The 24,303-nt window shown below is 48.8% G+C and carries 20 protein-coding genes; 6 read left to right on the top strand and 14 right to left on the bottom strand.

Annotation, left to right across the window (positions count from 1 at the left end):
• The first annotated feature begins 40 nt into the window (after positions 1-40).
• Together folB and folK are read left to right on the top strand one after the other, a co-directional pair.
• Positions 41-430, top strand: a complete 390-nt coding sequence (folB, locus tag ACJJI1_RS09945) for a dihydroneopterin aldolase (RefSeq protein ID WP_282934467.1) — start codon at positions 41-43, stop codon at positions 428-430.
• A gap of 2 nt (positions 431-432) precedes the next feature.
• Positions 433-924 carry a 2-amino-4-hydroxy-6-hydroxymethyldihydropteridine diphosphokinase gene (gene folK / locus ACJJI1_RS09950; protein ID WP_444959237.1) on the top strand — a complete coding sequence of 164 codons (492 nt, stop codon included), beginning with the start codon at positions 433-435 and terminating at the stop codon, positions 922-924.
• A gap of 69 nt (positions 925-993) precedes the next feature.
• On the opposite strand, the gene ACJJI1_RS09955 is transcribed toward folK, so the two are convergent.
• Positions 994-2,106 (bottom strand): NADH:flavin oxidoreductase, encoded by a 1,113-nt coding sequence (locus ACJJI1_RS09955; protein ID WP_444959238.1) that lies wholly within the window; start codon positions 2,104-2,106, stop codon positions 994-996.
• A gap of 148 nt (positions 2,107-2,254) precedes the next feature.
• On the opposite strand from ACJJI1_RS09955, the gene ACJJI1_RS09960 reads away from it, so the two are divergent.
• Complete coding sequence (locus ACJJI1_RS09960; RefSeq protein WP_444912036.1) at positions 2,255-2,716, top strand: winged helix-turn-helix transcriptional regulator; 462 nt, start codon at positions 2,255-2,257, stop codon at positions 2,714-2,716.
• A gap of 20 nt (positions 2,717-2,736) precedes the next feature.
• Here the strand turns inward: ACJJI1_RS09960 and ACJJI1_RS09965 are convergent, their stop codons facing one another.
• The 5 genes from ACJJI1_RS09965 to ACJJI1_RS09985 all read right to left on the bottom strand — a co-directional run bounded on the left by ACJJI1_RS09965 (position 2,737) and on the right by ACJJI1_RS09985 (position 7,969).
• Positions 2,737-3,795 (bottom strand): type 1 glutamine amidotransferase domain-containing protein, encoded by a 1,059-nt coding sequence (locus ACJJI1_RS09965; protein WP_444959239.1) that lies wholly within the window; start codon positions 3,793-3,795, stop codon positions 2,737-2,739.
• 202 nt (positions 3,796-3,997) lie between these two features.
• Positions 3,998-5,245 carry a sensor histidine kinase gene (locus ACJJI1_RS09970; RefSeq protein ID WP_444959240.1) on the bottom strand — a complete coding sequence of 416 codons (1,248 nt, stop codon included), beginning with the start codon at positions 5,243-5,245 and terminating at the stop codon, positions 3,998-4,000.
• Positions 5,229-5,924 (bottom strand): response regulator transcription factor, encoded by a 696-nt coding sequence (locus ACJJI1_RS09975; RefSeq protein WP_282934461.1) that lies wholly within the window; start codon positions 5,922-5,924, stop codon positions 5,229-5,231. The genes ACJJI1_RS09970 and ACJJI1_RS09975 overlap by 17 nt, the downstream gene beginning before the upstream one ends.
• A 103-nt stretch (positions 5,925-6,027) precedes the next feature.
• A complete protein-coding gene (locus tag ACJJI1_RS09980; RefSeq protein WP_444959241.1) occupies positions 6,028-6,765 on the bottom strand; it encodes a pteridine reductase in 738 nt (245 codons plus the stop codon).
• A complete protein-coding gene (locus ACJJI1_RS09985) occupies positions 6,749-7,969 on the bottom strand; it encodes a multifunctional CCA addition/repair protein (protein WP_444959242.1) in 1,221 nt (406 codons plus the stop codon). Before ACJJI1_RS09985 ends, ACJJI1_RS09980 begins: the two co-directional genes overlap by 17 nt.
• Positions 7,970-8,501: 532 nt before the next feature.
• On the opposite strand from ACJJI1_RS09985, the gene ACJJI1_RS09990 reads away from it, so the two are divergent.
• The gene (locus ACJJI1_RS09990) at positions 8,502-9,074 is read left to right on the top strand and encodes a helix-turn-helix domain-containing protein (RefSeq protein ID WP_413664235.1); all 573 of its coding nucleotides are present in this window, start codon (positions 8,502-8,504) and stop codon (positions 9,072-9,074) included.
• 76 nt (positions 9,075-9,150) lie between these two features.
• Here ACJJI1_RS09990 and ACJJI1_RS09995 read toward each other — a convergent pair whose 3' ends face one another.
• The 3 genes from ACJJI1_RS09995 to ACJJI1_RS10005 form a co-directional block, all read right to left on the bottom strand.
• A complete protein-coding gene (locus ACJJI1_RS09995) occupies positions 9,151-10,740 on the bottom strand; it encodes a SpoVR family protein (protein ID WP_444912041.1) in 1,590 nt (529 codons plus the stop codon).
• On the bottom strand, positions 10,740-12,017 hold the full coding sequence (locus tag ACJJI1_RS10000) for a YeaH/YhbH family protein (RefSeq protein ID WP_444959243.1): 1,278 nt from the start codon (positions 12,015-12,017) through the stop codon (positions 10,740-10,742). Before ACJJI1_RS10000 ends, ACJJI1_RS09995 begins: the two co-directional genes overlap by 1 nt.
• A gap of 238 nt (positions 12,018-12,255) precedes the next feature.
• Complete coding sequence (locus tag ACJJI1_RS10005) at positions 12,256-14,178, bottom strand: PrkA family serine protein kinase (RefSeq protein ID WP_413664238.1); 1,923 nt, start codon at positions 14,176-14,178, stop codon at positions 12,256-12,258.
• Positions 14,179-14,517: 339 nt separating this feature from the next.
• Between ACJJI1_RS10005 and galE the strand changes: the two genes are divergently transcribed.
• Together galE and ACJJI1_RS10015 are read left to right on the top strand one after the other, a co-directional pair.
• Entirely contained in the window at positions 14,518-15,546 is a 1,029-nt protein-coding gene (galE, locus tag ACJJI1_RS10010; RefSeq protein ID WP_444959244.1) for a UDP-glucose 4-epimerase GalE, read from the top strand.
• Between the two features lie 350 nt (positions 15,547-15,896).
• Positions 15,897-17,222 carry a M1 aminopeptidase family protein gene (locus ACJJI1_RS10015; RefSeq protein ID WP_444959245.1) on the top strand — a complete coding sequence of 442 codons (1,326 nt, stop codon included), beginning with the start codon at positions 15,897-15,899 and terminating at the stop codon, positions 17,220-17,222.
• A 114-nt stretch (positions 17,223-17,336) separates the two neighbouring features.
• Here ACJJI1_RS10015 and ACJJI1_RS10020 read toward each other — a convergent pair whose 3' ends face one another.
• From ACJJI1_RS10020 to ACJJI1_RS10040, 5 genes are all read right to left on the bottom strand, one after another.
• Positions 17,337-18,149 carry a symmetrical bis(5'-nucleosyl)-tetraphosphatase gene (locus ACJJI1_RS10020; protein WP_444959246.1) on the bottom strand — a complete coding sequence of 271 codons (813 nt, stop codon included), beginning with the start codon at positions 18,147-18,149 and terminating at the stop codon, positions 17,337-17,339.
• Positions 18,150-18,176: 27 nt separating this feature from the next.
• On the bottom strand, positions 18,177-18,977 hold the full coding sequence (gene rsmA / locus ACJJI1_RS10025) for a 16S rRNA (adenine(1518)-N(6)/adenine(1519)-N(6))-dimethyltransferase RsmA (RefSeq protein WP_444914861.1): 801 nt from the start codon (positions 18,975-18,977) through the stop codon (positions 18,177-18,179).
• A 149-nt stretch (positions 18,978-19,126) separates the two neighbouring features.
• Positions 19,127-20,110, bottom strand: a complete 984-nt coding sequence (gene pdxA, locus ACJJI1_RS10030; protein ID WP_444959247.1) for a 4-hydroxythreonine-4-phosphate dehydrogenase PdxA — start codon at positions 20,108-20,110, stop codon at positions 19,127-19,129.
• Between the two features lie 76 nt (positions 20,111-20,186).
• Complete coding sequence (locus tag ACJJI1_RS10035) at positions 20,187-21,527, bottom strand: peptidylprolyl isomerase (RefSeq protein ID WP_444959377.1); 1,341 nt, start codon at positions 21,525-21,527, stop codon at positions 20,187-20,189.
• Positions 21,527-24,118 carry an LPS-assembly protein LptD gene (locus ACJJI1_RS10040; protein WP_444959248.1) on the bottom strand — a complete coding sequence of 864 codons (2,592 nt, stop codon included), beginning with the start codon at positions 24,116-24,118 and terminating at the stop codon, positions 21,527-21,529. The genes ACJJI1_RS10035 and ACJJI1_RS10040 overlap by 1 nt, the downstream gene beginning before the upstream one ends.
• Positions 24,119-24,303: the final 185 nt, after the last annotated feature.

Consider the following 24,303-nt stretch of genomic DNA (forward strand, 5'->3'; position numbering starts at 1 on the left):
CCCAGGGCTAGCCTGGCAGTAAAAAGAAAAGAGCCGATAGATGGATATTGTTTATATACGGGATTTAAAGGTGAATACCATTATTGGTATTTACGACTGGGAGCGGGAAGTGCGCCAGACGGTGAGCCTCGATCTGGAGATGGCTTTCGATATCAGTGAGGCGGCGCGTACAGACAATATCGAGCACACACTTAACTATAAAGCGGTAGCCAAGCGCTTGATCGCTTTTATTGAAAGCAGTGAGTTCCTGCTGGTGGAAACCATGGCAGAGCAGGCTGCGGCAATTGTCAGGGAAGAGTTTTCTGTAAGCTGGCTGCGACTGCGGTTGTCCAAGCCGGGTGCGGTCAGAGGGTCCAGGGATGTGGGTGTCATTATTGAGCGCGGCGAGAGGCCGGCAAAAGGTGCAGCAGCGATGTCTGCGGGAGTGTAAACGTGGCTCAGGTGTATCTCAGCCTCGGCAGTAATATCAATCGTGCGCAATATATCCGCGCAGCGCTGGATGCCCTGGCAGGGCGGTTTGGCGAGTTACAGGTGTCCCGGGTCTTCGAAAGTGAAGCGGTGGGTTTCCAAGGCGATAATTTTTACAACCTGGTGGTGGGGCTGCAAACTGACTTGCCGGTAGGTCAACTGGCCCTGTGTCTGCGCGGCATTGAAGATGCCAATGGCCGCTTGCGCTCCGGGCCCAAGTTCAGTGCACGAACCCTGGATATTGATATTCTCACCTATGATCACCTGACCGGAACTGTCGACGGGGTAAAATTGCCTAGAGGTGAGATTGTAAAAAATGCCTTTGTTTTACAGCCTCTGGCAGAGATTGCTCCAGAAGTATTGCATCCGGTGGAGCAGAAAACTTACCGTCAACTGTGGAACGAGTACGACCACGATTCGCAAAAATTGTGGCCGGTGGAATTTATTTGGCCGTGATTCCAATAATTTTTTAAAAAATGCAGATAAAAAAGCAGCCCTTTGAGGCTGCTTTTTTGTTGGGAATAATTAACTTAGGCTCATTAGCGCCTCTTTGGTGAACGGAGTGATTTCCTCCGCGCGATCTTCACGCACCTTGGCGAACCAGTGTGGGTCTTGTAATAGCGCGCGTCCAACGGCAATCAGGTCGAACTCCTGGTTGTCCATACGGCGGGTCAGTTCGCCTAAATCGGTAGGATTGGCAGTACCGCCCATGCCCTGGTTATTGCCGCCGATAAAATCATCGTCAAGGCCGACACTGCCGACAGAAATTACCGGTTTTCCCGTCAATTCCTTGGTCCAGCCTGCCAGGTTGAGATCAGAACCTTCAAATTCTGGCACCCAGAAGCGTCTTGTCGAGGCGTGGAAAATATCAACACCGGCTTCAACCAGCGGTGTCAGGAAGCATTTCAGTTCTTCCGGGTTTTGTGCCAACTTGGCTTCGTAATCCTGCTGCTTCCATTGGGAGTAGCGCAGCACTATGGCGAAACCTTCGCCTACGGCTTCACGTACCGCTTTGATAATTTCCACTGCAAAGCGGGTGCGATTTTCGATGGAGCCACCGTACTCGTCATCGCGCTGGTTGGTACCTTCCCAGAAAAACTGGTCGATCAGGTAGCCGTGGGCGCCGTGAATCTCTACACCGTCAAACCCAATTTCCTTGGCTGCTTTCGCCGCGTCTGCAAAAGCTTGTACAACTTTCTGGATGTCCTCTTTGCTCATCGCCTGGCCATTGGGCTTGCCGGGTTTGAATAAGCCTGAGGGGGAATAGCCGGGCACTGATTTATCCGGGCCTATGCCCTCTTTGCGCACGGAGCCTACGTGCCATAACTGCGGGATAATCTGGCCACCGGCAGCGTGTACTTCGTCTACCACCTTTTTCCAGCCGGCGAGAGCGGCTTCACCGTAGATTGCCGGTACATTCTCGTAGCCGTTTGCGGCTTTATGATTAACGAAGGTGCCTTCGGTAATAATTAGTCCCACTTCACCTTCAGCGCGGCGGCGGTAATAGCCGGCCACTTGGTCATTGGCTGAATAACCCGGTGACATAGTGCGGGTCATGGGGGCCATTGCGACCCGGTTGCGCAGCTTTAGGGATTTATGCTCGAAAGGACGCAGTAGGTTGTCCAGGGAACCACTCATATTTCTCTCCTGAATGTCTCGATTCAACACTGGGACTTATTGGTCCCACTAGGTCACAACTAAAATGGTTGCGTTATAAGACCTTATTTTGAAGTTGAGTTCAACATTTGGTTTCGTATTGCAACCTTTTTACCGGTATACTGGGGGTATGTCACGTAAACGTTTTGATGATCTCAATTGCTCCCTGGCTTGCGCTCTGAATGAGGTGGGGGACTGGTGGTCCCTGCTGATAATTAAGCAGGCGATGCTGGGTACCCGCCGTTTTGTGGATTTCCAGAGAAACCTTGGAATCGCCAAGAATATCCTTGTGGATCGGTTATCCCGTTTGGTGGAAAACGAGGTGTTAGTGCGCTTTGATGCGGGCGAACACGGCACTCGCTACGAGTATCGCTTAACAGAAAAAGGCCGTGACCTGTTTACGGTGGTAATCGCCCTGCGTCAGTGGAACCTGCGTTGGAATGGCAATAAAGATGGGATGCATCTGGTCGATAAAATCAGTGGCGAACCAATCTCCGAAGTGGCTGTGCAGAATGTCCAGGGACAGAAACTCAGTATCCGCGATGTATTATTTGTGGATGAAAATGGCCAGCCCCTGGATCAGGCTGGCTAGCTGGCTTTTGAGGGGCTCTATCAATCCTGGCTCTTGGACAGCAGTCTGATTATGTCCAATGCCCTACCCGGCTCCCAACGCATTGCAGAGACAACGCTATGCATGGCCAGTAGGCGCTTGTCTATTTCCCCTTCCTCCTGAAGCTTATGCAATTTCTCCGTGGCCTCGGTAAAGCCGTGTTGCTCATAAGTGAGTAGTAATTTGACGGTCTGCTCCGCTGGAGTGACTTGGCGTGGAACAGGGGTATAGCCCATCGCGCTTACCATACTCTCAGCCGCCAGCCAGGTGGACCAGGGGTTTTGCCCGGTAATAAGCTGGCCATCCACGCTGACTTGTTCCAGGTAAGTGGGCCCAGCCTGAAAAAACGCGCCTTGCTCACGTAAGCGATCCTCAAGCAGGAATGGAAATCGTTGCTCGGCGTCAGGGATAAGAAAAAGCTCCTCTTCGTTAGTAAAAGCACTGATCTGCCGATCGGCGATTAAGGGCTTGCCATTATCGAGGATGACATTGGCAAGGGCTGCTGGCCCGTGGCATACCGCTCCGATAATTTTGCCGCTGTTATAGATTTCCCGCACCAGGGACTGGATATGGGGATTGTCGGGGAAATCGAACATGGTGCCTTTACCGCCGACAAAAAATACGGCCTGGTAATCCTCTGCTGATACCTGATCGATAGAAATACTGTGATTGACCTTTTGTTGTGCCTCCGGGTCATTGAGAAAGGCATAGTCGAAAGGCCCCAGATCATCTTTATCGATCACCGCAGGCGGTTTGCCGCCTTTGGGACTAGCAATATCGACAATAAATCCGTTGGCTGAAAAGATGTAATAGGGGCGTGCCAGTTCAGTTAATTCATAACCAGTTGCCTTGCCACTATCTCTCATCGTTTCAGTACTGGTGACAACAGCTAAGATTTTTCCTCGGCTTACCCTGGGTAATTGTTGTAAATACGGCAGGTCACTTACTGTCGTAGTGGAAAAGTCCTGTTCTTGAGGTGGAATTAGGCCCTTAATCCAAATAATAAAACCAAAAAAGACGGACAAAGTCAGTGCCAGGGAAATAACAATTTTCTTCAACATATTAATCTCCAAAATTGCAGTAGCAGACGGAAAGTCTTCTAGTGAGTTCGTAGGAGAATAAGGGATGGAAGGTGAAATCTAGGTGAGATTGCAATTGCTATTTAGGAAGAAAGAAAAAGCTGCACTCGAGATCGTATAAGGTATGGATGCTGATTCACTGTGCATCTCGAGCGCATACGGTAAAAATTTGAATCTTAGAACGCTACTGTGTAAAAGATAGAGAGCACTGATAAATATTTTTTTTACACTGGATAGAGATGGTCCAATTTAAGGCTTCACAGATTCTCTTGGCCAGGAAAAGGCCTTGACCAATACCGTCACTGCCTTCCCTTTTTTGGCCGGGTAAGAGGGAGGTTTCTAGATCTAATTGGTTGTCTGTGGTGTTCTCAAAAAAGAGTGTGTCCCCCTTATAGGTAATAACCAACTCAGGGCTGGTAGCGTGCTGTAATGCATTGCTGATCAAGTTGTCGAATAGCAGACTTACCAGGTGTCGATTGGCCAGGACTCTGACTTTGTGCCCTAACTTTAAATCAATATTAAAATGCTTTTGTACAATTAACTGGTGTTGAGCTAAAAGACATTCCTCTAGTAAAGCGCGCAATGGGATATCTTCCGACTGTAGAGACTCAGAGCGGGCGAGGGCTAATAGTGTCTTAACGGTTTTTTCCATACCGGTAACAGTTTCTAATAGCTCATTTTTCTCAGCTAAAGTCATTTCCCGATTTTGACTGAGAGCCAGTGTGCTTTTCAGAATGGTTAGCCCGGTGCGCAACTCATGGCTTGTATCCCGGGTAAACTCAGTTTCCCTGCGCAATGTTAGCTTGAGCTGGTTAAGTGTATCTTGCAATGTACTTGCGAGATAACCGATTTCATCTTGTTCATTGTTATAGGGCAGGGAAATTTGAGAATCGCAGTTTCTCTGCTGCTGAACTGCTTTAGCGAGGGTTACTACAGGCGCGATGGTTTTACGGGAAATACGATAAGCACAATAGAGAGCTAAGAGTAGGGTTAAGATACAGGCGCTGGCAAAGAGCCAGAGAAGCTTTGAAGATTGTCGCGTAACAGTGAGCAATTCACTGACTTCAGCTACGAGAACGGCGGATTTATTATCTGCAAAATGTACTCTGCGTAGATGGAAGTGATGTTCCGTATCAGTAAACAACTCAGCCTTTTCTGCATAGCTTGGTAGGGCAGTGCGCAGTTCGGCCGGTATTATTTTGCTTTCAGTGTATAGCGTTAAATAGGGTAGGCGTGGCTCTGGGGTCGCATTAGTCAGTCTTGCCTGCTGTTCGAGGTAGCGGACTTCTCCGGCCAATAAGTTATCGAGTAAATGGTCTTCAACTACATAGGCCACCATCATACAAATGGCAAAAAACACCAAGCATAGCAGCAGGGTAAAACTGCCAAAAATAGCGAAGACCTTCCTCTGTAAATTACTGGTTTCGCGCATTGGGAGTTTCCAACTGATAACCGAGATTGGTGATGGTTTTCAACATAGGGGCCTGGAAAGGCTTATCCAGTGTTTGGCGAAGACTATAAATGTGGGATTTTAAGGCGTCTGTTTCTGGGGGTTCATCACCCCAAATATGGTGGATTATTGCCGAGCGGCTTACTGGTGCTGGCGACGCCTGGGCGAGCATAGTGAGAATGCGAAAACCGATAGTTGTCAGGGGCAGAGGTTGTTTATCCCGGTAGGCCGTTTGCTGGCGCTGGTTTATCTGTAAATCACCGACCTTAATTTCTTCACTGGTATGCAGCTGGTGTCTACGTGCCAGGGCGCGGCATCTCAATATCAGTTCCCTTGGTTCGAAGGGCTTACATAAGTAGTCATCGGCACCGATACCAAATCCGCGTTCTTTATCTGCGAGAGCATCTCGGGCAGTTAACATCAGAATTGGCATATTAACTGGCGCTTGTGCCTTGATCTTTTCGCAGACCTCTAAGCCGTCCATATCCGGCAGGCCCAGGTCGAGAATAATCAGGTCGAAGATTTGTTCCAGGGCCAGCTGTAAGCCCTGGCGACCCCGGTGGGCATAATCTATCTGCCAGCCCTCAGCATGTAGGAATTCGGCAAGCTGGCGGGCGATAGTGGGGTTATCTTCAATCAACAATATCTTCAGTGAGCGCACCGGCAAATCTCTTTTGGCAGAGGAAGTTACAAAACATTCTGACAGAGTGCCGGTGAAATTGAAGTGAAGCCCCGTTGTTGGACTGTTTATTGGTTGGACTGCTCTAGATATTGAGGTTGCGGCCGCCGTCAACGGCAATAACCTGACCGTTGATATAGGGGGCGTCACAGACCAGGAAGCGCACGGTTTTGGCGATATCGCTGGGGTCACCGGTTCGGGCCAAAGGAATACGCTGGGTGATTTGTGCTTTCTTGGCTTCGTTAGTTGCCTCTTGCTCCGGCCAAAGAATGGCACCGGGGGCGACTGCATTGACCCGTACCTGGGGCGATAACTCCAGAGCGAGGCTTTTTGTCAGCATTACCAGTCCAGCCTTGGCGGCGCAGTAAATAGTATGCTTGGGCATCGGGCGCTCGGCGTGAATATCCGCCATATTAACAACGCAACCCTGTTGTTGGCTGAGTGTTTCTTTCAGGGCCTGAGTGAGAAAGAAAGGGGCTTTGAGGTTGCTGCCTACCAGCCGATCCCAGTCCTCCTCGGTCGCCTTTCCCACAGGTGTAGGGTGAAATGCTGAGGCATTGTTGACCAGAACATCAATACCGCCCCAGACCTCTTGTGCGCGCTGGGCCAGATTGGAACCGGCTTCGGCGCTATTCAATTCACTGTGCAACGCTATGGCAGAGTTGGGGCGAAGTTGGTTCAGCTCGTTTGCCAGGGCCTTGGCAGCATCAGCCGAGTTGCGATAGTGAATAACAACTCTGTGATCTCTATGCAGCTCTTCAGCAATAGCACGGCCCAGGCGTGCGGCGGCACCGGTAATCAACACATTACGCAATGTAGTCATCCTTTACTTTGGCGATTGCCTTGATGCGCTTCCGGTCCAGTGCTTGCCCGAGTTTCGCACCCTGGTAGCCCTGTTTAATCAACTCCTCGGCAGTTACTGCTGCTGCTCCATCTCGAGCGGCACGTAAAAAGTCCACCTGTGGATAATCTCTATTCTCCAGCCCCTCACGACCTCGGGCATCTGCCTCACAGGCGCGAAGAAAGTTTTCAAATCGCTCGGGACGTCGCAAGGCATCCAGACTGCGGATCATTTTCATAATGGTCTGTGGGCGCAATTCGAAGGCTCTGTGGCAATGCAGATGATATTCGCAGACCCCGATAGCTAGTGCAGTCAGGTCTTTTGGGGTACGCCAGCGCTCACAGACGGCCTTTACAAGAGGTACGCCTGCGGCCTCGTGGCCGTGGTGGCTGGGAAGAATTTCCTCGGGAGTCAGTCCTTTGCCCAGGTCGTGTAGCAGTACTGCAAAACGCAAGGGGAGCTCTGCCGGTGCGGCGCGCAGGGCTAGTAGTACGTGTTCTCCAGTGTCCACTTCGGGGTGGTGTTTGGGCGGTTGGGGAACACCAAACAAATTCTCTAATTCTGGTAACAGTACCGAGAGGGCACCGCAGTCTCGCAGTACTCGAATAAATATATCGGGGTCTGGCTCGGTAAGCGCCCGGCTTACCTCTTTCCAGACCCTCTCGGCCACCAGATATTCCACTTCACCCGCTTCTACCATCTGGCGCATGAGTATCATGGTCTCAGGGGCAACGCTAAAGCCAAGGTGATGGTAGCGGGCGGCAAAGCGGGCTACTCGCAGTATTCTTAGGGGGTCTTCGGCAAATGCAGGAGAAACATGGCGCAAAAGCCGTGCCTCCAGATCTTTCTGCCCGCCGTAGGGGTCTATTAGCTTGCCGTCGATGTCTTCTGCAATGGCATTAATAGTGAGGTCTCGCCGCAGGAGATCCTCTTCCAGAGTGATATTGGCATCGGCGTTAACGGTAAAACCGCCATAGCCGTGGCCGCTCTTTCTTTCGGTGCGAGCGAGCGCGTATTCTTCATCGGTCTCAGGGTGTAGGAATACTGGAAAATCTTTGCCGACTGGGCTGTATCCGAGGTCCTGCATTCTATCTGCATCTGCTCCAACCACTACCCAGTCACGCTCGGTGACTGGGCGATTCAAAAGTCTGTCGCGCACTGCGCCGCCAACAAGGTAGATCTTCAAAGCATTTGCTCCAGAGCTGGAGGGACCAGTGATCTGATAGGTGATTGTACTGCCATAAGTCCATTTGTTCCGGCGTTGTTCCAGGTTTGTCTGCTGGACGGAGGATGAGCGGTAGGAGTGTAAGAAGCTTCGGCAAGATAAAAAAAAGGCCCCGAAAAAACAAGGGGGCCCAGGGTCTTAGGGTATTCGCTTAGCAAACATTTCTTTGCCAACTGTGGGGGCTCTGACTTAACGGCCACACCACTGGAAAGGATCCCGTGACAAGTCCCAAGTCACGAATCTAGTGTCATTCTAAGAAACCTGTCTTACCTGTCAACTATATCTATTAGTATTTTTTGAGGGGGTTGTTCCGCTGTTCGTTAATAAATTACATGGACCGAATTTCGGGCTGGGTTTGCAGCATTAAACAGCATAATTTATAGGGGCGGTTCAGCTGGGCAGGATAATTTCACGTGTAACTCTGTGGGGCAGAGGATACTTTCGGGAAGTTGACTGTTCTTCTTTTTAATCGCAGTTGTTGGGGAGAATAAAGATGAGCGAATTACATGTGCTAACCACCGGGGAAGCAGCCAGGTACTGCGGTGTTAACTTCCGAACGGTGATTCGCTGGATTGAGCGTGGCCAGCTCAAGGCATACAAACTTCCAGGGCGTGGTGACCACCGTATCTGTGTTGAGGATTTCGTGGGCTTCCTGCGGGACAACTCAATGCCAGTTCCGAACGACCTGGCAGTTCCCAGTCGAAAAGTGCTTTTGTTAACGACTGATCCTGAGCTGACTTCAGGTGGACGCCAGGCACTTCAGCAGATGGGGTGTGAAGTTGAAGTAGCTAGTGATAGTTTTTCCGCCGGTATCTTGATGGCGAGTGCCAAGCCGGCGTTGTTAGTGGTTGACACTGGGTTGCTTGGGGAGAGTGGGTTTCAGGTGCTGGACTACCTCAGATCCCGCAGTGAGTATTCAAATTTGAGCATTCTGGTTGTGCCTTCTGATGACGATGGCGAGAAAGCCCGTTGGCTGGATGCTGGAGCTGATGCTCTTTTAACTCACCGTTCTGAGCACGGTGAACTTTCTGCAAAGGCCAAGCTTTTGTTGGAAGCTGATGCCTAAGTAGCGCGATTCGCTAGTGGGTATTATTTCCCCATTCTGTGCGGGGCTGGTATTTCAACAGTTCCCGCGCTGAAACCTAAATGGGTTTTGGTATTAACATAGACTCTTCTTCACCCTCCGGTCGGTCCCGACCTTGCTCCGGGCAGTGACAACTGGCCGTTATTTGATCCCCGTTCAAACTGTTCAGGTGAACATCGAAGCCCCATAGCCGGTGAAGATGCCTTAATACCTCTGCTGTATCTTTACCAAGAGGGCGACGGCGGTGCTGTGTGTGGTGCAGGGTCAGTGAACGGTCACCACGGGTATCTACTGAATATACCTGGATGTTCGGTTCCCGATTGCCCAGGTTGTACTGTCCCGCAAGGTTCTCTCTCAACTGGCGATAACCGCTCTCATCGTGAATTGCGCTGACAATGATATCGTTCTCTTTATCGTTGTCGCTGATACAAAATAGTTTCATGTCTCGCATAACCTTGGGAGACAGGAATTGTAAAATAAAACTTTCATCTTTGAAGTCGCGCATGGCGAATTGAAGGGTTTCACGCCAATTACTTCCAGCAATGTCTGGGAACCAGCGGCGATCCTCTTCAGTGGGGCTTTCACAGATACGCCGTAAGTCAGTAAAAATACTGAAGCCTAGGGTATAGGGATTGATACCGCTGTAGTGAGGGCTGTCAAAAGAGGGTTGGTAGATAACATTGGTGTGGCTTTGAAGAAACTCCATCATAAAGCCTTCAGTCACCCGCCCGCGCTTGTACAGCTCGGTTAAGAGAGTGTAATGCCAGAAGGTAGCCCAGCCCTCATTCATTACTTGGGTTTGCCGCTGTGGATAAAAATATTGGGCCAGCTTACGTACAATACGCACTAACTCCCGTTGCCAGTTTTCCAGGAGAGGGGCATTTTTCTCAACAAAGTATAGGATATTCTCCTGAGGCTCTTCGGGGAAACGTTTCTCCTTTGTCTCCTCTATACCGTCACCGAGTTTTGGGATGGTCCTCCATAAATCATTGAGCTGCCTCTGGCGGTACTCTTCTCGCTCTTGCTGTTGGCGTTCTTCTTCAATAGCCGAGATTGGGTAAGGGCGTTTATAGCGATCTACACCGTAGTTCATTAGGGCATGACAGGAGTCGAGAATGGCCTCGACTTCATCAAGCCCGTAGCGCTCTTCACAGCGGGAAATATAATTTTTGGCAAAGATCAGATAGTCAATAATACTGCTGGCATCTGTCCAGGAGCGAAACAGGTAATTCCCTTTAAAGAAAGAATTGTGCCCATAGGAGGCGTGAGCAATCACCAAAGCCTGCATTGTCATGGTATTTTCTTCCATGAGGTAAGCGATGCAGGGATTAGAATTAATGACTATTTCATAAGCCAGCCCCATCAATCCGCGCTGGTAATTATTTTCCACGCTGATAAATTGCTTGCCAAAAGACCAGTGGTGGTAACCCACTGGCATTCCTACCGAGGAGTAGGCATCCATCATCTGCTCTGAGCAGATAACTTCAATCTGATTTGGGTAGGTATCTAACCCAAACTCTTCTGCCAGTGCGCCGATGGCGCGATCATATTCCTGAATTAATTCAAAAGTCCATTCTGAGCTTGTTGATATGGGCTGACGCGACTCAGATTCAGATGCTTCAGCGCCACTGGCAAATTTGTCGAGCATCAGGCAGTCACCTTTTGGCGGAATAGTTGTCGGAACACCGGATAAATATCCTGTACATCGACAATCTGCTCCATAGCAAAGTGATCGGGGAATAAAGTGCGGACACTTTCATACTCTTCCCACAGGGCCTGGTGATCTCTGGGAGTAATTTCCACATAAGAGTAATACTGCACATGGGGCATAATATCGTCAATAAGGATTCGGTGGCAGGTACTGGAGTCGTCGTTCCAGTTATCACCATCTGAGGCCTGGGCTCCATAGATATTCCATTCGCTGGCGGGGTAGCGATCTCTTATAATACGTCGCATTAATTTGAGCGCGCTTGAGACAATGGTGCCGCCAGTTTCCCGTGAATAGAAAAACTCCTCTTCATCAACTTCTTTGGCGCTAGTGTGGTGTCGAATAAAAACAACTTCTGTATATTCATAACTGCGCTGTAGGAACAAATATAAAAGTAAGAAGAAGCGTTTTGCCATATCCTTTGTGGCTTGATTCATCGAGCCTGATACATCCATCAGGCAAAACATCACCGCCCTAGATCGAGGTTTTGGTTGTCGAATCAGCAGGTTATATTTAAGGTCGAAATCATCAAGGAAAGGGACTCGATTGATACGGCTGCGAAGTTCGGCAATTTGGTTTTTAAGAGCCTCAATTTTGCGCTGGTCTCGCAGAGCAGTATCTTTGTTTTCTTCTTGGGATAGGTTTTCCTCTAAATTGCGCAGGTTTCTTCGCTTATTACTGGTCAAGGCGATGCGTCTTGCATGGGCAGCCCTGAGTGAGCGGATCACATTGAGACGACCTGGAGTTCCTTCATTACTAATTCCGGCACGTACTATTTGAAAAGACTCGTTGCCGGCCAGGCGTTGCTTGATCATATTGGGCAGCTGGAGCCCCTCAAACATAAAGTCCAGAAACTCTTCTTGTGATATCTGGAAGACAAATTCATCAACCCCTTCCCCGCTATCACTGGCACCACCACCATTTCCATCACCACCTCGCTGACCTTGACGAGGGATACGATCACCAGCAGTAAATTGCTTGTTTCCGGGTAAAACTCGCTCTACGTGCCCACCGCTACCGTGAGAAAATAAGGGTTCGCTGATATCCCGAGTAGGGATACTGATTTGCTCTCCCTTATCCATGTCCATAATAGAGCGGCTATTCATGGCGTCGCCGACAGCTTTCTTAATGTGAGCCTTATAGCGCCTTAAGAATCGCTGCCGATTAACGGTACTCTTTTTCTTTCCATTCAAGCGGCGGTCGATGATATAGCTCATATTTCTGCCTTTGTTCTGAATAAAGCTCACAGGCATCCATCGCCATAAATCTATTCAGAATATTTCCTGCTGAACCCACCAAACACAATTATTGGTATCTTCACTATAGCGAGCTATTGAGGGTCCCGATGAGATGCTGTGAAATCACTCAAGTGCTCACTAAAAGTTAATGATCTAATCAGTATCCGGGTTTGGCTTCCTCGTGTTTTTCCTGTGACCTTACTTGAGGAAAGCCTTATTACTGAGATTTTCTCACACGTAGATACCATTCGGATAACAGTCTAACCTGCTTCTCGGTATAGCCGCGTTCAACCATACGTGCAACGAAGTCTGCATGTTTGCGTTTATCATCTGCTGACGCCTTGGTATTAAAGGATATAACTGGCAGAAGATCTTCCGTATTGGAGAACATTTTTTTCTCGATAACGGCACGTAATTTTTCGTAAGATCTCCAGTCGGGATTTTTTCCTTGATTGTTAGCCCTGGCGCGGAGCACAAAATTGACTATTTCATTGCGGAAATCTTTCGGATTGGAAATTCCTGCAGGTTTTTCTGTCTTTTCAAGCTCTTCATTAAGGGCGCCGCGATCAAGTATTTCACCGGTTTCTGGGTCGCGATACTCCTGGTCCTGTATCCAAAAATCGGCGTAAGTGACATAGCGATCAAACAAGTTTTGGCCATATTCAGCGTAGGATTCCAGGTAAGCTGTTTGGATTTCCTTGCCGATAAATTCTACGTACCTTGGAGCTAAATATTCCTTGATAAACCCAAGGTAAGTCTCTTGCACTTCTGGTGGAAATTGCTCCTGCTCTATTTGCTGTTCCAGAACATAGAGTAGGTGGACTGGATTTGCCGCCACCTCAGTAGCATCGAAATTAAAAACTTTTGAGAGGATCTTAAAGGAGAAACGGGTGGATAGTCCGTTCATGCCTTCATCTACCCCTGCATTATCTCTGTATTCCTGAATGGTTTTTGCTTTGGGGTCGGTATCCTTTAGGTTTTCACCGTCATAGATACGCATCTTTGAATAAAGGCTGGAGTTCTCAGGGTTTTTAACTCTCGATAATACAGAAAATTGCGCCAACATCCGCAGGGTGTCTGGTGCACAGGGCGCTTTTGACAAGGAGCTATTTTCTAGCAGTTTCTGATAGATTCGTATTTCTTCCTGCACTCTTACGCAGTAGGGCACCTTGACGATATAAATACGATCCAGGAAAGCCTCATTGTTGCGATTATTGCGGAAGGATTGCCATTCTGATTCATTGGAATGAGCGAGGATTGTACCGTTGAACGGAATTGACCCCAATCCCTCTGTACTGTTGTAATTTCCTTCTTGTGTTGCAGTTAGTAGAGGGTGAAGCACCTTGATAGGGGCTTTGAACATCTCGACAAACTCCATCAGTCCCTGGTTGGCCCTACATAAACTACCAGAAAAGCTATAGGCATCAGGGTCATTCTGGGGGAAATCCTCAAGCTTACGAATGTCGATCTTGCCAACTAGTGATGAAATATCCTGGTTATTTTCATCACCGGGCTCTGTTTTTGAGATGGCAACTTGATCGAGAATAGAAGGACGAATTTTTACGACACGGAATTTACTGATGTCCCCTTTAAATTCATGCAATCGCTTAACGGACCAGGGAGACATAATAGTGTTAACGTATCGACGTGCAATTCCGTAGTCCTCTTCAAGGATGCGGCCGTCCTCAGTAGGAGAGAAAAGGCTCAAGGGAGATTCAAATACTGGAGATCCCTTAATTGCATAGATGGGCACCTGCTCCATCAAGGCTTTTAGCCGCTCTGCAAGGGATGACTTTCCGCCACCAACAGGACCTAGCAAGTACAGGATTTGCTTCTTCTCTTCCAGACCCTGTGCGGCATGTCGGAAGAAAGAGACAATTTGTTCTATGGCTTCCTCCATACCATAGAATTCACTGAAGGCCTTGTATCGCTTAATAACCTTATTACAGAAAATACGTGACAGGCGCGGGTCCCGTGAGGTGTCTACCAGTTCGGCCTCGCCAATGGCCATCAGCATCCTCTCAGCTGGTGACGCATAGGCACTGCGGTCTGTCTTACACAGCTCCAGGTATTCCTGAATACTGAGTTCCTCGTCCTGGATAGATTCGTATCTTTCCAAGTAGTGATTGAAAATTGTCATGGTGTCTACCTCCCTGTAGCCTACTGGAATTAGCTCAGTTCCCTGCTTTGGTTAGGATGTCGTACGCCCTTGGCTTCTCTTGCCCAAATGGGACGAGCGATGTATGAGCTGTAAAGTCCAGATCGTGTTTGGGATACGCTTGGCGTGAAGCACTATCGTTATTGCCGTTGTGAACCTTGTTCTTTGCTGGAGTAAGTGTTGAATGCTCTCCAGCTTTTCCAGCATAGCTTTCCCTTTGAATGAGACAGTGGAATGTCACTTATATAGGTTGAATTGAGCGGCTGTTTTACGCTTTACTACAGCCCATATTGGGTATTAGAGAAATATTGAGGAACATAAATGGCGATTTTGGTGACTGGAGGTGCCGGATATATTGGCAGTCATACCTGTATCGAGTTGCTTGCTGCCGGCTTAGAGCCTGTAGTTGCGGATAACCTATCGAATAGCAGTGAGGAAGCCCTACGGAGGGTCGAGTTAATTGCTGGCAAAGATATCCCTTTTCACCATCTGGATATTAGTGATAAGGAAGGTTTACGCAAAGTATTCTCTGATCATAAGATTGACGCCGTAATTCACTTCGCGGGGTTGAAAGCAGTTGGTGAATCTGTTGCGCAGCCTCTGCGCTATTACCAGAATAATGTAGCTGGGACCTTAACTTTATGTGAGGTGATGGAGGAGTTTGGAGTTCACCGCCTGATCTTCAGTTCGTCGGCAACGGTCTATGGTGATCCTGAAACAGTACCAATTAAAGAAGATTTTCCTACTGGCGCAACCAACCCCTATGGCTCAAGTAAGTTGATTGTGGAAAACATGTTGCGAGATCTTTGTGCTGCGCCGAACAGCCAGTGGAAAGTGAGCTTGTTGCGTTACTTCAATCCGATTGGGGCCCATGAAAGTGGGACTATTGGTGAAGATCCCAGTGGTATCCCCAATAACTTACTACCCTATGTTTCCCAAGTGGCAGTAGGTAGATTGGAGCAGCTACAGGTTTTTGGCGGTGATTATGATACCGTCGATGGTACTGGAGTTCGAGATTATATACATGTAGTTGATTTGGCTCGCGGACACTTGGCGGCGCTAAACTTAATATGTAAAGAAGAAATTTCTGAGGGTTGTTATACCCATAATCTGGGGACGGGACAGGGCAGTTCTGTTTTACAAGTCGTTCGTGCTTTCGAGAGTGTCAGCGGGAAGGAAATTCCCTATAACATTGCTCCTCGGAGACCCGGAGATATTGCAGAGTGTTACGCAGATCCAGAGCTGGCTGAAACAGAGCTGGGGTGGAAAGCTGAGTATGATTTAGTGCGTATGGTGAAAGATACCTGGCGTTGGCAGTATAAAAATCCTAAAGGGTACAGTGCAGATTAGGCAAAATTAAGTTAAGGAAATTTGATCCTATTTTTTGCCTCACAGAGGATTAGGTTTTTCTATCAACCTGATAATGCTCATTGCTTGCGCAGCTCCATGCGGATATTGCAGGTAATGAGTTTCTTTCATGTTCTAAATAAAATTATATCATCAGTACCTGCGTTAAGGGGCCATTAAGCTACCGATAGATACAATCCTGTTGATTGACTTGAATGTTTATGATTAGCGAAGAATAAGAACTATTTGTCTGTCTGGTTGTATGTATAACTCTGTATTGATAGTTATCAATATATGGAAGCATTTATTACTTCAATTTTTATTTATTTTTCTCAATCTAAAAGGAGTTAAGATTGAAATATATTCAGTTTTTACTGTTAGTTTTAACTAGTTTTTCAGCTTTAGCTGAAGATATATCTGGGGTGGATATCACGATTGAGAAGCAGGGCGATAAGCTCTGGAAGCTTACCTATCAAGTGGATAGGCCGGCAAGCCGGATTAGCTTTGTGCGTAACCCGGATGCCTCTCGTATAAAACGCTGGAAGCCTGTGTCACCAGAATTTGAATTAGTTTCTATGGAAGGTGAAGAGTTTCTGGTTAGAAAAGATAGAAGTTCATTCGAACACATTGAAATTTTTTTGACGTCTAGCTATATATCTCTTCCCAAAGACTATGCACCTTTCTCCCCCTATTCAGATGGTGGAAGCCTGATATATACGGGCCGCTTTTTTGCTTGTATTGACAACTGTGATTATAAAGCAAAAGCCTGGCGAGTAACTATGCAGGTTCCCCCAGGTGAGCATATGATTATTAACGGGAAGATAAATGATCGGACAGCCAGCTGGATTGATCGTGATAATGGAATGATGGTCTATGTTGGAACTCAAGAACCTATAAATACAGTTAGTGTTGTAGCTGTTATTGATAAAGGTTTGCCGGAAAAATTGAGATTGTCTTTAGAATCAGATATTCCCAGGTTAATGAGTTATTTTGAGCAAAGGCTTGGGGCACTAAGTGGAGCAAAGCCTGCTTTGTATGCATCATATGCGAATGTCGATGATAACTCTTGGCAGGGGGGGACCTTGTCACATCAGATTTTTATGCATTGGAATATGAATGAACTTGATGGGAAATTTTCCGGCCCTAACTTTATTAATGAAACCATTTGGTTTTTTGCTCATGAGGTCGCACATTTATACCAGCAGGGTAGTGAAACAGGGTTGTATGGTGATGTAAATGAATCGTGGTTACATGAAGGGAATGCGGATTGGTTGGCAGCGCTGGCTTTATTAGATTTGTATCCCGAGTCATCAAAATATGTCTCTAATAAAATTAAGGCTTTTAAGGAAAGTTGCACAAAAGGTGTAAAAGAGATTCCTTTGGTTGAGGCTGCTAACCGGGGCAGGTTTGATCTGTATTATAGCTGTGGTCTGCTCATACATCGAGCAATTGACCTGTTTCTGCAAAGTGAAAATGCTGATCCGTCAAATATTTTTTCAATGTGGAGCAGTTTTCGTCAAGAGGTCGAGGGCGGCGGAGAAAAAGGCGCTGATACTTTCTTGGTGCTTCTCAGCCAGAGGGAAGGAGCAGCGGAACTTGTTAACTCTATTGAGCTTTTACTTGATGGGAAACCGTCGAGTGTAGGAGTTGCTTTGGATCAATTAACTTATGGCTTATAAGGTTATTCAAGCTAGGTAAACTGACAGTTACACTCCCAGGTGATAACTGTCAGTTTATTTTTTTAGATTCGGTCGGTTTAAATTCTTCTTTTAGGCTTCAGGGCGAAGTGATTTTTATAAGCTGCAGTCTGTACAAAAAAATTCTTCATCACTTAATCGCATTGCAGTCAGGTACCCTCCCCAAACGCAACCTGTGTCTAGGGCATAGATATTCTCAGTATCTGCGCGGCCTTCCAGGGCAGCCCAATGCCCAAAAATAACCTTGTCATTTCTGGTTTTTCGATTGGGAAAGCTAAACCATGGCTGGTATTCACCGTGAGAGGCCTGGACCCCCTTTTTATTGATTAGATCCAGAGTGCCATCAGCCTTACAAAATCGCATTCTTGTGAAGTAATTGGTAATGGACCGCAGGCGTTCGATGCCGATCAAATGATCATCCCAACAGTGTGGCTCATTACCGTACATGCCATAAAAAAATGCCTTTGCCATAGCTTCGTCGGCGAGGGCCTCATGCACTTCAGTGGCGAGCTTTTGCGCTTTAGTAACGCTCCAAATGGGAGGGATACCCGCATGCACCATGGTGTACCCCTTCTTATGTACTAGAAGGGGTAGGCTTTGTAGCCACTCCAGTAACTTATCAGAATCTTTTGCTTTTAAAACCTTGGCAAGGTCGTGCTCTTTTTCAGACAGAGATTTAGCGCCATGGGCGATCGCCAGTAAATGGAGATCATGGTTGCCCAACACTGCTGTAACCTGCTGGCGGTGCTCATAGAGATAGCGAAGGGTGCTCAGGCTATCCTCACCCCGGTGAACCAAGTCTCCGGCAAGCCAGAGTTTGTCACGGTCAGCACTAAAATTGATTTTCTTGAGAAGGCTTTGAAAAGCTGCAAAGCATCCTTGAATATCTCCGATGGCGTAAGTTGCCAAGATTTCCCCCAAAAATATGAAAAATAATTATTGTTGTTGCAAGTTTGTACAGTAGTCGGCTAGCTTAACAAAGTCCTCGACGCTTAAGGTTTCTGGTCGGCGGCCGGCATCAATGGGTAGCAGCTCGGGGTCGAGATCCGGGAATAGGGGTTTTAAAGCATTGCGCAGGGTCTTACGGCGCTGCTGGAAGGCTATATTGACGATTCTTTCCAATAATCCTTCATCTTTTGCGGTAAATGGCAGAGTGCTGTAGGGAACCAATCTCACGATGGCAGAATCCACCTTAGGGGCGGGCCGGAAAGACTGCGGAGGGACAGGGAACAGGCCCTGTACGCGACAGTAATATTGAACCATCACGCTAAGTCGCCCATAAGATTTAGTCGAAGGCGTTGCGCTGAGCCGGTCTACCACCTCTTTCTGCAGCATAAAATGCATATCCTGGACTTGCCCGCGAAAACTGAGCAGATGGAACAGTAGCGGTGTGGATATGTTATATGGAAGGTTACCGACGATGCGTAGCTGCTTATCTCCAGCAAAGGTGCCAAAGTCAAATTTTAATGCGTCCTTTTCAATGATGCTGAATTCCGGGTATTCCCTGAATTTAAATTCCAGCATCGGAATCAGGTCGCGATCCAGTTCGACAGCGGTTAGAGATGGGCACCGTTTTAGTAGTAATTCTGTAATTGCCCCTTGACCCGGGCCAATTTCCACTAGCGTATCTGATTCTTTAGGGCCTACTGCACGAACAATGCGCTCGATAATATTTTCATCGACGAGAAAGTTTTGTCCAAAGCGTTTGCGGGCTTTGTGTTGAAAGAAGTTATCCATTGATATATCTGTAACCTGGATGATTAATTTTGCGGTTAAGCCTTGGGGTGCTAGTGAGCATTTCAGTTGGATACCCTTTAGGGCCTTTCACTGCGCTCACGTGGTGAGGGCATGGTTCACTCTTGCTCCAAACAAGTTTTAGGCACTGGTTAGGAACTGCGCATTTTAGCTATCGCCACAGCCTGAGACAGTGCGGCTTTGAGGCTGCCGCAGTCTGCAATGCCTGTGCCCGCGATATTGAGAGCTGTGCCGTGGTCTACTGAAGTGCGGATAAAAGGTAGCCCCAAAGTGATATTGACGGCGTGGCCAAAACCCTTGAATTTTAACACTGGAAGCCCCTGATCGTGATACATAGCTAAAACGGCGTCACATTCCGACAAATGCGGCGGGGTAAAAAGAGTGTCTGCGGGAAGTGGACCTTTCAGTGATATACCTTGGTGGCGCAAGTGTTCAAGTGTGGGTTCAATTATTTCTATTTCCTCATGGCCTAAGTGTCCCCCTTCTCCAGCATGGGGGTTGAGGCCGCAAACGCTAATACGAGGATTGGAGATGCAGAAATGTTCCCGCAAACTGGCGTCGAGGATGGTAATAATCTGCTCTAGAAGCGGGGGGGTGATAGCAGCGCTCACATCTTTGAGGGGCAGGTGAGTTGTCACTAGAGCAACTCGAAGGTCCTCTGCTGCTAGCATCATAACGACACGCTCAACTCCGGCTTTTTCAGCAAAGAACTCTGTATGGCCACTAAATGGAGTGCCGGCATCATTGATAATGCCCTTGTGCACGGGCCCTGTAACCACGGCATCAAACTGGCCGGCCAGGCAACCCTCTGCCGCAACTGTAAGAGTTTCCAATACATAGGGTGCATTGACTGCATTCAGTAAGCCGGGTTTAGCAGGCTCGGGTATGGAGACCGGTAGTATGTAGAGAGCACCGGCAGGTGTCCCCTCTGTGCCTGCTGTGGACAGAGGAAGGAGCTGAAGAGGCAACCCCAATGCCGCAGCGGTCTCTGTCAGTAGCAGGGGATCAGCAATTGCGACAATCTGTGCTGGAGAACTCTCTTGTGCGATCTTCACAGCGAGCTCAGGGCCAATACCTGCAGGTTCTCCGGGGGTGAAGGCAATTTTAGGAGCCATTGCTATATAACTTTCCTGTAGCTACAAAAAAAAACCGGGCACTGGGCCCGGTCTTTCCCGCTGAAAAAGCGGCTTACTATTGGTTTCCTGAGTCCTCGGTGGTCTCAGAGTCCGGCAATTTAATCTCAACGTATGCCTGGTCGCGAATCTCACGTCGCCAGTTTTGCAGTTCTTCTTCATAGCGGCGGTTGCGCAGCAAATTGGCTGCCTGATTGCGGATATATTTGTCGGTCATATCCTGTTTGCGCCGATCTTCAACCTGCAGGATATGCCAGCCGAACTGGCTGCGGAAAGGCAGGCTAATGCTGCCAATCTCAGTTGCATCCATAGCCTGGGTAAACTCCGGTACAAACTGCCCGGGCATAGACCAGCCAAGATCGCCACCGGATAGCATAGAACCTATATCCTCTGAGTTTTCGCGCGCGAGCTCGCTAAAGTTATCGCTGGCCATGGCCTCTTCACGTAGCTCAATCAGCTTATTGTAAGCTTGGTCGTCGGTAAGAATAGCGGATGGTTTAAGCAGGATATGGCGAACTTTTGTCTGTTCTACCAACTGCTCACTAGCACCTTTCTGTGCGTGAATCTTTAACAGGTGAAAGCCTGCATCACTGCGGAAAGGCTCGGTAACATCGCCGGCTTTTAAGTCGGTGAGGGCATCAGCAAAAAGAGTTGGAAGCTCGACGGTCTTGCGCCAACCCAGGTCACCACCGGAGAGGGCATTCTGGCCGGCAGAGTTAGCGATTGCCAGGCGGCGGAAGTCAGCGCCTTCTTTGGCCTGTTTAGCTAGGTCTTCAGCCTTCTCCCGTGCCTGGCTAACTTCGCTGCTGGGAGCGCTGGAACTTACGGGTATCAGGATATGGCCCAGCTCAAATTGAGGGGACTTCCAAAACTCCCCCTCTTTGGAGCGCAGGAAGTTATCGATATCCTGGTCGGTAATCTGGATCCGGCGGTTAACGCTGCCTTGCTCGACCCGGCGAATCATCAGTTCCTGGCGAATTTGCTGACGAAAGCTCTTCATGCTCATACCGTCAGCGAGCAGACGCTGGCGGAAAGTTTCGGGGCTGACTCCGGCATTTTGCTGGACGCGGGCGATAGCTTGGTCTAGTTCAGATTCGGAGACGGTGACACCTGCGCGAGAGGCCATTTGCAGTTGCAAACGCTCGATAATCAGTTGTTCGAGGACCTGACGGCGCAAAACATCTATAGGGGGAGCCTGTACCTGTTGTGCTTGGATTTGGCTGGCGATGGTGTTCATGCGCTGGGTCAATTCACTGGCCATTACAACATCGTCGTCAACAACGGCGACTACTCGGTCAAGGTTTCTGACTTGTGCGGTGGCAGTAGCGGCGATCAGAGCGCCAGCCGCCAGTACGGGTGCCAGGCCTAGTTTTGGTACGAACTTCTTAATTATTCTCATCACTGTTTCAGCTCTTCTCTCTGATCAAAGTTGGCAATCCCCTGGGTCAGCATTTCTGTCACGGTTGAACCAAAGCCTGCTAATCCTTTGAGTTCGACTTCAAGATAGATACCCTCGTCGTACTCAAGGTCCTCAGCAGATACAACCCCTGCGAGATCATTGTCCAGTGTGCGTCGCCACACCAGTCGGGTACGGTAGCAGCAGTCGTCATATTCGATACCTGCCAGGTATTCCAGTTCCCGATTCAAAGTAAGATCATAGCTGGCACCAGCCATGAGTGAGGTATGAGTACCAAGTGGGAGGACAGTTGAGGCATTTAGTTGACTCACGGTTTCATCTTCATCTTCGTCCTCATCATCGTCATCCGTCGAGTCTGGGCGCTCGTAGTAATAGCTTAAATTAAAGATTCGGTAGTCGTCGTCAAGATAGCGCAGGCTGAAATTACCGCGATTAATATTGTGCTCACTATCTTCATAGACCAACTCAGTCCCCAGGCGCAGGGATTCGAAAGGGCGACTCTCGATTCGTGCAGCTAGCTCTGACCGTTGGGTATCCTCAATGTAAGAGGTGCGGCCGATTTGCCTGTCACTGGAGTAGTAGATCTGCCCGACACTGGCTGAGAAAAGGTCGCGGCCACTTACAGGGTCAATAAAGCGGGTTGTCAGGCCAAGGGCAAGTCTGTCCGCATCGTCGATTCGGTCATTACCAGTAAACCGGCTATCGCGGAACAATTGGTCGTAACTGAAAGTGTAAAGTGACGTGTCGTATAGCAGGTTGTTACTATTTGGGTCTATATCATCGGCATCATCACTGATATCAAAGAAATCACTCTGATCAGCATTGCTGCTAACCAGGGTAAACAGTCGTGGTTCCAGTGTCTGGATAAAGTCGCGGTTAAATAGGTGGCTATCGCGCTCAAAGTAGAGCCCTGTATCCAAAATGAACTGGGCGGCAGCCGCATCCGGGGTATCGTCTGCATCCTCAGGTAAATACAGATCGCTCACACTGTAAGCGAGATAGCGACCAGCTATTCCCGGTTTAAAATATCCCCAGAGCCACTCTTTATCCCAGTAGAATTCATAGTCGAGGCGCAGCCGATCTGCGGTAATAAAGTCCCGTGTTCGAGTAGTGACACTATCGGGGTCATCGGTGTCTTCGATAAACCTTATGGTTTGTGTGTCACTGTGCTCCCAGCTGGTGACTTCGTTCTGCATGGTTAGCAGCCAGTCATCCCAGCGGTAATCCCCGTCTATATCCAAACGAGGGTATTGGGCAAATGTATCGAAGGCGTCATTTTCCAGTACCTGATAGTCCTGGGTACGCAGCGTTGCCTGCCAGTGCTCGCTGCGCAGTAGCCCCTGTACTTTCTGGCTAACTCGGGTTTCAGCATTGATATCGAGGTTGGCCGTGCTTAAATCACGGAAATAGTCTGGGTCGCTGACCTTGGTGTAGTCGATATCGGTACGCCAGACACTTCCGCTGTAGCCGCCTTGCTGCTCCAAACTGATCAGCCAGCGGTCCTCACCTTTGTAGGGGAGAACCAGGTCCTCAGGGAAGCCTTCATCAATCAGGTCCTGTGCAAGGTCATTATTGCCGCCATTGTCGTCGGGCAGATCGGCAAGACGGATTTCCGTACTAAACATTTCTGCCAGGTGCCTGAACTCTACCTCCAGCCCGGCTCCGCGGTATTGGATGTAACGCGGGGAAATGGTGGCGTCCATCTGCGGGGCAATATTCCAGTAGTAGGGAATGGCGAGGTCCCAGCCATTCTTGTCGCTGTTGCTGAGTGTGGGAAACAGGAAGCCGGACATGCGTGCATCGCCCACAGGAAAGCGGAAATACGGCAGGTATAAGACAGGTACGTCCAGAATCTTCAGGCGCACATCTCGTGCAGTACCCTGGCTTTCTACTTCATCAATATTGATCTCGCGGCCCGTGAGTTGCCAGAACTCACGACCGGGTTCACAGCGGGTATATGTCCCTTCGGTCAGGGTCAATTCACCACTGGTTTGACGCGCAACCAGCTCGGCCCCGCCGTGGATAAAAGCATCGTGCACCACATAGGTGGCATCCTCAACAGAAGCCGCTTCGCTTTCGGTGTGAACTTCGGCGGAGGAACCACGGATCAGCAAACCGGGCTCCCGAAGCTCAATCGCACCATCTAAAGTGGCGATATTTTCCGGGCGATTCAGTTTGACCTGGTCGGCGAAGAGCTGTCGGTAACCCTGGGTAATATGTACATTCCCGCTCAGCTCGGCTGAACCATCTTCCAGCCACTGGGATTTCTCAGCAGTTGCTCTGAGCGGGGCTTCCCCAGGGGGCAGGTCAGAACCGGGATAGTTGCGCGGAGGCGCCACAAAGGCGCCAGAGCACACCGCCGGTAAATTGGCTAGCTCCTCCGGGGTTAGCTCAGAGCGGGGCAACCAGTCCAAGTACAAATAGGGGTTGTAGTCGGGATCAGGATACGGTTCGCCCTGATTGGCTTGCGCCCACAAGGGCTGAGCAGCGATCAGACCGAGAGCGATGGAGCGGGCTTGGGAGTTATTAGCAATCGCCAGAGCGAGGCGACGCCACCGGGAGACTTCAAGCATCAAACGATATGTTCCAGCTATCTTTTAGTGTTTCTTTATCGATGGATACGTGCGACAGCTTTCGAGCCGGGGCGCGCAAAATCATCGCCCGATTCTACTTGAATGTAGATGTGGTTAATAGCCGTACTGAAGTCGTAATGTTACAGCTAGAGGCTCAGCTTCGAAACGCAAATTACCTGGAACTC

The organism is Microbulbifer maximicatervae (SeqCode) (assembly GCF_052467065.1).

What these genes read in the sequence shown, in the direction of transcription:
- ACJJI1_RS09970 (WP_444959240.1), bottom strand. Translation starts at nt 5,245, where the DNA reads ATGCGCGAAACCAGTAATTTACAGAGGAAGGTCTTCGCTATTTTTGGC.
- ACJJI1_RS09965 (WP_444959239.1), bottom strand. Translation starts at nt 3,795, where the DNA reads ATGTTGAAGAAAATTGTTATTTCCCTGGCACTGACTTTGTCCGTCTTT.
- ACJJI1_RS09995 (WP_444912041.1), bottom strand. Translation starts at nt 10,740, where the DNA reads ATGCTCGACAAATTTGCCAGTGGCGCTGAAGCATCTGAATCTGAGTCG.
- galE (WP_444959244.1), top strand. Translation starts at nt 14,518, where the DNA reads ATGGCGATTTTGGTGACTGGAGGTGCCGGATATATTGGCAGTCATACC.
- ACJJI1_RS10005 (WP_413664238.1), bottom strand. Translation starts at nt 14,178, where the DNA reads ATGACAATTTTCAATCACTACTTGGAAAGATACGAATCTATCCAGGAC.
- ACJJI1_RS09955 (WP_444959238.1), bottom strand. Translation starts at nt 2,106, where the DNA reads ATGAGTGGTTCCCTGGACAACCTACTGCGTCCTTTCGAGCATAAATCC.
- ACJJI1_RS09980 (WP_444959241.1), bottom strand. Translation starts at nt 6,765, where the DNA reads ATGACTACATTGCGTAATGTGTTGATTACCGGTGCCGCCGCACGCCTG.
- folB (WP_282934467.1), top strand. Translation starts at nt 41, where the DNA reads ATGGATATTGTTTATATACGGGATTTAAAGGTGAATACCATTATTGGT.
- pdxA (WP_444959247.1), bottom strand. Translation starts at nt 20,110, where the DNA reads ATGGCTCCTAAAATTGCCTTCACCCCCGGAGAACCTGCAGGTATTGGC.
- rsmA (WP_444914861.1), bottom strand. Translation starts at nt 18,977, where the DNA reads ATGGATAACTTCTTTCAACACAAAGCCCGCAAACGCTTTGGACAAAAC.
- ACJJI1_RS10040 (WP_444959248.1), bottom strand. Translation starts at nt 24,118, where the DNA reads ATGCTTGAAGTCTCCCGGTGGCGTCGCCTCGCTCTGGCGATTGCTAAT.
- ACJJI1_RS09960 (WP_444912036.1), top strand. Translation starts at nt 2,255, where the DNA reads ATGTCACGTAAACGTTTTGATGATCTCAATTGCTCCCTGGCTTGCGCT.
- ACJJI1_RS10000 (WP_444959243.1), bottom strand. Translation starts at nt 12,017, where the DNA reads ATGAGCTATATCATCGACCGCCGCTTGAATGGAAAGAAAAAGAGTACC.
- ACJJI1_RS10035 (WP_444959377.1), bottom strand. Translation starts at nt 21,527, where the DNA reads ATGAGAATAATTAAGAAGTTCGTACCAAAACTAGGCCTGGCACCCGTA.
- ACJJI1_RS09990 (WP_413664235.1), top strand. Translation starts at nt 8,502, where the DNA reads ATGAGCGAATTACATGTGCTAACCACCGGGGAAGCAGCCAGGTACTGC.